The sequence below is a fragment of the Psittacicella gerlachiana genome (assembly GCF_003585965.1).
Lineage (GTDB): Bacteria > Pseudomonadota > Gammaproteobacteria > Enterobacterales > Psittacicellaceae > Psittacicella > Psittacicella gerlachiana.
In genome coordinates, this window is record NZ_NRJF01000058.1 from 1 (window position 1) to 6,569 (window position 6,569).

A 6,569-nucleotide genomic window follows, 5' to 3' on the forward strand; every position below is an offset into this window, starting at 1 on the left:
AATTTATGCTTTTAATTTATTGAATCTAGCAAATTTATGCTTTTAATTTATTGAATCTAGCAAATTTATGCTTTTAATTTATTGAATCTAGTAAATTTATGTGTTTAATTTATGGAATCTAATAGATTTATGTTTTCAATTTATGGAATCTAGTAGATTTATGGATTAAATTTATGGAACTAAAATTCTTTCCTTTTCTAGTTTTTATCAGTGATATATAGTAGAATAGAAAGCAAGTGTAGATTTTAATATGAGTATGAGTAAATTAAATAAAATATTACAAAGAAACCAAGTTTACTTTGCCCAAGGAAGTGGAACTATTCTTCTTGGAGCTATAGAAACCGATCTTGTGCATGAGTTCCTTGAGTTAGTTCCTGCTGAACATACATTTGCTGTTTATACTAACCAAGCTTACACTTTATTGCATGCGGTGCAACTGGTTGCACGTCAGGGCTACAAGGTTTGGGCGAATTTAATTTTAAATAAAGATAATGTAAATATCTTAGATCATAAAAAAGAAAGTTTTAAATTACCTTTAAATCTAGAAAAAGAAAGTATTTTTTCGCTAAGTCAAGGGCAAACTTTAAAACAAAAAAGTATTTACTTTGCTTACGGTACAGATTTAAATTTAGTACAAGAAAAGCTTAGTTCTAAGTGGCAAGAACAACAATTAAATTTAATCGAGAGTTTGGAGCAATTACCTCTAAGAGTAGGTAAAGATAAAGTTGATTTACAACCTAGTCCTTTAGCTCAGTTGTGGAAACTCACCAAGGCTACTAACTTAGTAGTTTTTTGGCCAAAGAGTAAAGAAGAGTTTCTTAACCTAGTCCAAGAGATTAAGGCTGCTAAAGAGCAACTTGAAGATTTAGATTTAAGTCAAGTAAAAATCTTTTTTGTAGGTACTAATGATTCGGGAATTAAAACCATTGAATCTCTTTTAGCTACGCCAGTAAGACAGTTAGATAATGTAGCTCGATGTCGTTTATTCTACTCGAGTGCAGAGTTAGAACCAAGTCAAAAACTTTTAGAAAAGAGTAAGTATACAGATTTTTCCTTAGCTTCAAGAAAAATTGTTACTTTACCTGGAGTATTTAGTTCAGACGCTTTAGATTTAGGGACAAAATTATTACTTGAGACCTACCAAGATTTTGGAGCAGAGCATAATCAACATTTACATAAACTATTCCAAAATTATAATAAAGAATTTGATCCTCAAGTAACCAATCCAAATTTAAATTTTTTAGATTATGCTTCAGGGGCTGGAGTAATTAGTCAATATCTAGCGAGCTTATTTAAAAGTAAATTAACTAATCCTCAAGTTAAACAAAATTGGGATTTAATTGAAGTACATGCTCCAGCACTTATTTGCTCGAGTTTAAATTTACAAGAGTTAGCACAAGAACAAGTAAATTTTAATTTACAAGCTGCAGATTCTCTTGAGCAAGCTTTAGCTAATGGTATGCCTGCAGTTTTTTATCGTGAAATTGTAAGTAACCCTCCATTTCATCAAGGTAATGAAGTAACCTTTAGAGTAACTGAGAATCTTATCGCTCAGGCAAGACAAAGATTACATCCGCAGGGAGCTTTGCGTTTAGTAGCAAACTCAGGGTTACCTTATATGCAGATATTAACTAAATATTTTTCTAATATAAATATAATCGCCAAAGCAAATGGTTTTACCGTATATTTGGCAAGGATTTAACTATGCGTTTAGCAGATAAAGATATTATTGAGTATTTGGATAATGGAACAATAAAAATTGAACCACGACCAAGTAATGAGCGTATTGCTGGAGCTACGGTAGACCTCTCTTTAGGAAATACTTTTAGAGTTTTTTCCAGCCAAAAGATTCCTTACGTTGATTTAGGAGGTTCGAGCGTAGACTTAGCAGCACAGTTAGATGAATTAATGTCAGAAGAAATTTATATTGCAGATGATAAAATGTTCTTCTTACATCCGGGTGAATTAGCTCTAGGTTGTACTTATGAGTCAGTAACTGTTCCTGATAACTTTCTCGCTTGGCTTGACGGACGTTCATCTCTAGCTCGTTTAGGCTTAATGGTGCATGTAACCGCACACCGTATAGATCCAGGTTGGTCGGGAAGAATTGTTCTTGAGTTTTCTAATCAAGGGAAGGTGCCTTTAGCTCTACGTCCAAAAATGAAAATTGGGGCGATTAGCTTTGAGCCTTTATCAGCTCCAGCTTTAAAACCATATATTAAGCGTGAAAATGCTAAGTATAAATATCAAGATTCTGCAGTGTCTTCGAGAATTGCCAATGATAATGATGATCCGATTTCATTAATAAGTCAGAATCAGCAATTAAATAAAGATTAGCAGAGCTAGATATGAGTTTAAAAAGCTATTTAAATTATTTACAATTACAGATAAAAGATGAGTTTACTCATCTTTTACCTGTATATATAGAGCAAAAATATCAATTAGCTCTGAGACCTGTATTAGGATGTGATGTACAAGCTTTAGTAGCTCTAGATCTCGCAGAAAATCTTGATCCTTGGCAAGCGGATAATTTTGCCTATTACGGAGCAAAAGTAAATCCTGAAAGTAACGAGCTTAGCTATCAAAGAGGAGCATTTGGCGTAGTTATTGAACTTGTTCCTTATCTCCAAGAGCAAGGTCCAACTTGGCTTTATAAACGTGAACTTAAGTCAGCATTAAGTAGTAATAATGTAAAATCTTCTCTCGAAGATTTTGCTAAGTATCTTTATACCTATCGTAATTCTCCTCCTAAGGTTAGTCCTCAAGTGGATTTAAAATTACTCGCAGAGCAAGAAAGAACTTTAGCTAAGAGTTGGCAAGAGTTGTTAAAAATTTGGAAGCAACAAGTAGATCTAGATTTAAGCTTTGTTCAAATATCTCCTCAACTTTGGCAACTTTGGCAAAGCTCACTTTACCAAAAAGCTTTTAAGGTGATAGCTCGAGAATATAAATTAGAGTTTAAGATCATTAAACAAATGCTAGAGGTCGAGTTTGAGTTATTTTATGATTTTGTGCAAACTTATTTAGCTGAGGTTTTAGAGGTTACGCTTCTGGTGTTAGAAGGAAAATTACTTCAGGTAAGAGAAAGAGCTTGGTTAATACCGGCATGGGATAATTTTCAAGGTGAGGTAAATAAAAAATTTTATCAACAGGAGTTAGGAGTAAATCAGCTGGTAGGATTTATTTGTTTTGAGGCTCAATTTGAAATGTTAAATCTAGATAACATTACGATAAATCCAGACTTTCGTAAATGTGGTTTTGCTCAATTACTCTTAGATCTAATGTTTGCTTTTGGTCGTTGGCAAGAGACCACAAATTACTTATTAGAGGTTCGAGAAAGTAATACTCCAGCAATTGCCTTATACCAAAAAAATAAATTTAGATTAATCAATAAAAGATACTCTTATTATCGCAACTCCTTAAATGGACAAGCTGAAGATGCATTAATTTATCAATTGTTATTAGAATAAAAAAGACACGGCATTTTGCCATGTCTTTTTTACGATTTAAGCGTGGGTAAGAGAAGCACATGAACCTTCATCGTCAACTATAACATAGGTAATTCCTACTGGACCATGCACCCCTACAACTTTAATTAACTCAATATCAGCGGTAGAAGATGGACCTGAAATTATATTAACTACTGAAGGTGTTCTTTCACCTTTTAATGCTCTTTTATCTAATTCCACGGCATACTGGTGCATACGTGGAAGTACGGTTGATGATTTTAATACCACAATGGTATATTTTGGGAGTAAAGAAACTGAACGACCATATTTTGGACTTGATTCTAAGACTATAGAACCTGATTCAGTTAAACCACACTCAGCATGAACTATTCCAATATTTGCGGTAGCCGCAAAAGCAAGATTTGCCCTTCCTTTAGTAGCATCCCAAACCCAAATCTCTTGATTACCAAATTTATCAATTAATCCTTGGGTAATGCCTGCATCATGAAGACGTTGGTCATCGTTAAGGATAATTTTCCCATCAGTAAAGCTCGTGGTTAATTCTACCATGGTACGAGCGAGATTTTCAGGGGTAGTAACCTGGATATCTATGCCGACAGTTTTACAATAATCAATATAGTTTTTTAATAATTGATCTCTAGGTATATCGGTTAAACGAGTTCTAGGATAGTTTACTACCCATTCAGGAATTGGATCTGGAGTAGTTTTAACTTCTCTACCGTATTTTAAGGCAAGGTTTTTTAGAAACTCATCACGATTGTTTTTATCCATGTTTACGGTTCTCCTTATGCTTTTTGAACCAGCTACGGAATGATTCTGAGTGTTCATTACGTGGTAAATCACGAGCTTTGGTCCATTCTTTAACTACAGCAACATTTGCAAAACCGCGTGGAGTATTGTCAGTATGAGAGAAGCTATTAAGTAAGCTATTTCCGGTACGTACAATTTTATCCCAAATAAATGGATGGTTATTTGCAAAAGTGAAACCATGGATTGCTAAGCGTTCTGAAGATTTACCATAACCTAATTTAGCAATATTTTCACGGTGTTTGAGAATTAGTGAAGATAAAGGAATTTTTACTGGACACACTGAGTCACAAGCAGTACAAAGAGAACAAATATTTGGTAGTTCATGGAACTCTTTATAACCACCTAGAATTGGAGTTAATACCGCTCCCATTGGACCTGGATAAATAGAACCATAACCATGTCCACCAATTTGACGGTAAGCTGGACAAATATTCATACATGCTCCACAACGAATACAACGTAACATTTCGTTGAACTCAGAAGTAAGGAGGTCTGAACGTCCATTATCTACGATTACTAGATGGAACTCTTCTGGACCATCAATTTCACCAGCAAGGCGTGGACCAGTTAACCAAGTATTATATGAAGTTAAACGTGAACCTACTGCCGAACGTGGTAATAGAGTTAGAAGAGGATCTACGTTTTCAAAATTTGGAGCCATACGATCCATCCCCATTACCGCAATGTGAGTTTTTGGGGTAGTAGTCGCTAGTCTTAGGTTACCTTCGTTAGTTACAAGACATAAGGTTCCGGTTTCAGGAATCGCAAAGTTACAACCTGAAATCCCTACATCAGCAGTTAAAAAGTCTTCACGTAAAGTTTTACGGATAAAAGCTGTCATTTCTTCTGGAGTTTCAGAACCTTCGTATCCTAAAGTATCATGTAATCTTTGTCTAATCTCGGTACGTGATAAGTGAATCGCAGGAACCACGATATGCGAAGGACGGTCTCCAACAATTTGTAATACGAACTCACCTAAGTCGGTTTCTAAAACTTTAATATCCAATGCTTGTAAAGCTTCATTTAAACCTATTTCTTCAGTTACCATTGATTTAGATTTAACTACTTTTTTCGCATTTTTTGCTCGACAAACATTAGAAATGTAATTAGTAGCTTCTTCCGCAGTTTTAGCAAAGTAAACATGCCCACCGTTTTGCACTACTTTTTCAGATAATTGATATAAGTAGCCATCAATATTGCCGATTACATGGTTACGAATTTGTTGTGATAATTCACGCCATTGTTCAAAATGACCTAACTCGTCCATCATTTTTTTACGGTTTGCCCCAATTACATTTTGAGCTTTAATCAGGTTACGACGTAAAACTTCATTATGGACTTCTTTATTTAGACGCTCTTTTAACGGTAGATTAGATGTTTTTAAACTCATAATTAGTAACCTGCCTGTTCAAGTTCTTCGTCGGTAACAAGTACATCAACGATGTGTAATACTTTAATATGGTCGAGCTTATGTTCGCGTGATAAACGTCCACCTATGTTAATTAAACATGATGAATCTGCACCAATTACATAATCAGGGTTTGCATTTACAATATGCTCAACTTTTTCGGTAACCATTTCTCCTGAAACTTCAGCCATTTTCACTGAGAAAGTACCACCGAAACCACAACAAGTTTCACTATTTTCGAAATCTAAAAGTTCTAATCCTTGTACAGAACGTAAAAGTTTTAATGGTTCTTCTACAACGCCAAGTTTTCTCCATAATGAGCAAGAAGCATGATATACCGCTTTTCCTTCAAGTTTAGCACCTACATCAGTAACACCTAAAGTATTAACGATAAAGTCTGTTAAATCATGACAACGGTCACCAAATTTTTCTGCTCTTTCACGCCAAGGGTCGTTTTCATCAAAAAGGTATTTGTATTTTTTCATTGAATTGATACAAGAACCTGCAGGCGCAACGATTGGATAGTCGTTTTCTTCAAACGTTTTAATTAAGTTTTTAACTGCTTTTTTTGATTCATCAACATAACCAGAGTTTAATGCTGGTTGACCACAACAAGTTTGACTACTTAGAAAAATTACGTCACAACCTAATTTTTCTAAAAGTAAAACTGTTTTTTTTAAGGTATTAGCCTTAACTACGTCACCAATACATGTTACAAAAAGATTAACACGCATATAGTCTCCTAAGTAGATAATTTATAGTATTAGATAAGCGAATTTTCTTCTACTTATTTTCTAAACTAGTTTTACGAAAATTACTAGAGTTAATAGGGGGATAACTCAGTAAATTTCATTTAAAAAAATATTACGATCTTATTATAA

6 protein-coding genes are annotated in these 6,569 nt (G+C 34.2%); 3 read left to right on the forward strand and 3 right to left on the reverse strand.

The annotated features are described in order from the left end of the window. The first annotated feature begins 256 nt into the window (after positions 1 to 256). From CKF59_RS02340 to CKF59_RS07850, 3 genes are read left to right on the forward strand one after another with little or no spacing between them, the layout of a single operon-like run. Entirely contained in the window at positions 257 to 1,702 is a 1,446-nt protein-coding gene (locus tag CKF59_RS02340; protein WP_222985496.1) for a methyltransferase, read from the forward strand. 2 nt (positions 1,703 to 1,704) lie between these two features. After that, positions 1,705 to 2,337, forward strand: a complete 633-nt coding sequence (dcd, locus tag CKF59_RS02345) for a dCTP deaminase (protein WP_119534379.1) — start codon at positions 1,705 to 1,707, stop codon at positions 2,335 to 2,337. An 11-nt stretch (positions 2,338 to 2,348) separates the two neighbouring features. Then, a complete protein-coding gene (locus CKF59_RS07850; protein ID WP_222985498.1) occupies positions 2,349 to 3,470 on the forward strand; it encodes a GNAT family N-acetyltransferase in 1,122 nt (373 codons plus the stop codon). A 36-nt stretch (positions 3,471 to 3,506) separates the two neighbouring features. On the opposite strand, the gene CKF59_RS02355 is transcribed toward CKF59_RS07850, so the two are convergent. The 3 genes from CKF59_RS02355 to CKF59_RS02365 are packed head-to-tail and all read right to left on the reverse strand — an operon-like array spanning position 3,507 to position 6,422. Next, positions 3,507 to 4,241, reverse strand: a complete 735-nt coding sequence (locus CKF59_RS02355) for a LutC/YkgG family protein (RefSeq protein WP_119534380.1) — start codon at positions 4,239 to 4,241, stop codon at positions 3,507 to 3,509. Continuing rightward, positions 4,234 to 5,673 (reverse strand): LutB/LldF family L-lactate oxidation iron-sulfur protein, encoded by a 1,440-nt coding sequence (locus CKF59_RS02360; RefSeq protein ID WP_119534381.1) that lies wholly within the window; start codon positions 5,671 to 5,673, stop codon positions 4,234 to 4,236. The genes CKF59_RS02355 and CKF59_RS02360 overlap by 8 nt, the downstream gene beginning before the upstream one ends. After that, positions 5,673 to 6,422, reverse strand: a complete 750-nt coding sequence (locus CKF59_RS02365; protein WP_119534382.1) for a (Fe-S)-binding protein — start codon at positions 6,420 to 6,422, stop codon at positions 5,673 to 5,675. The genes CKF59_RS02360 and CKF59_RS02365 overlap by 1 nt, the downstream gene beginning before the upstream one ends. Between the last annotated feature and the right edge of the window lie 147 nt (positions 6,423 to 6,569).

Bases quoted from the DNA above. Each gene is read 5' to 3' on its own strand.
- CKF59_RS02340 (WP_222985496.1), top strand. From the start codon at position 257: ATGAGTAAATTAAATAAAATATTACAAAGAAACCAAGTTTACTTTGCC.
- CKF59_RS02355 (WP_119534380.1), bottom strand. From the start codon at position 4,241: ATGGATAAAAACAATCGTGATGAGTTTCTAAAAAACCTTGCCTTAAAA.
- CKF59_RS07850 (WP_222985498.1), top strand. From the start codon at position 2,349: ATGAGTTTAAAAAGCTATTTAAATTATTTACAATTACAGATAAAAGAT.
- CKF59_RS02365 (WP_119534382.1), bottom strand. From the start codon at position 6,422: ATGCGTGTTAATCTTTTTGTAACATGTATTGGTGACGTAGTTAAGGCT.
- dcd (WP_119534379.1), top strand. From the start codon at position 1,705: ATGCGTTTAGCAGATAAAGATATTATTGAGTATTTGGATAATGGAACA.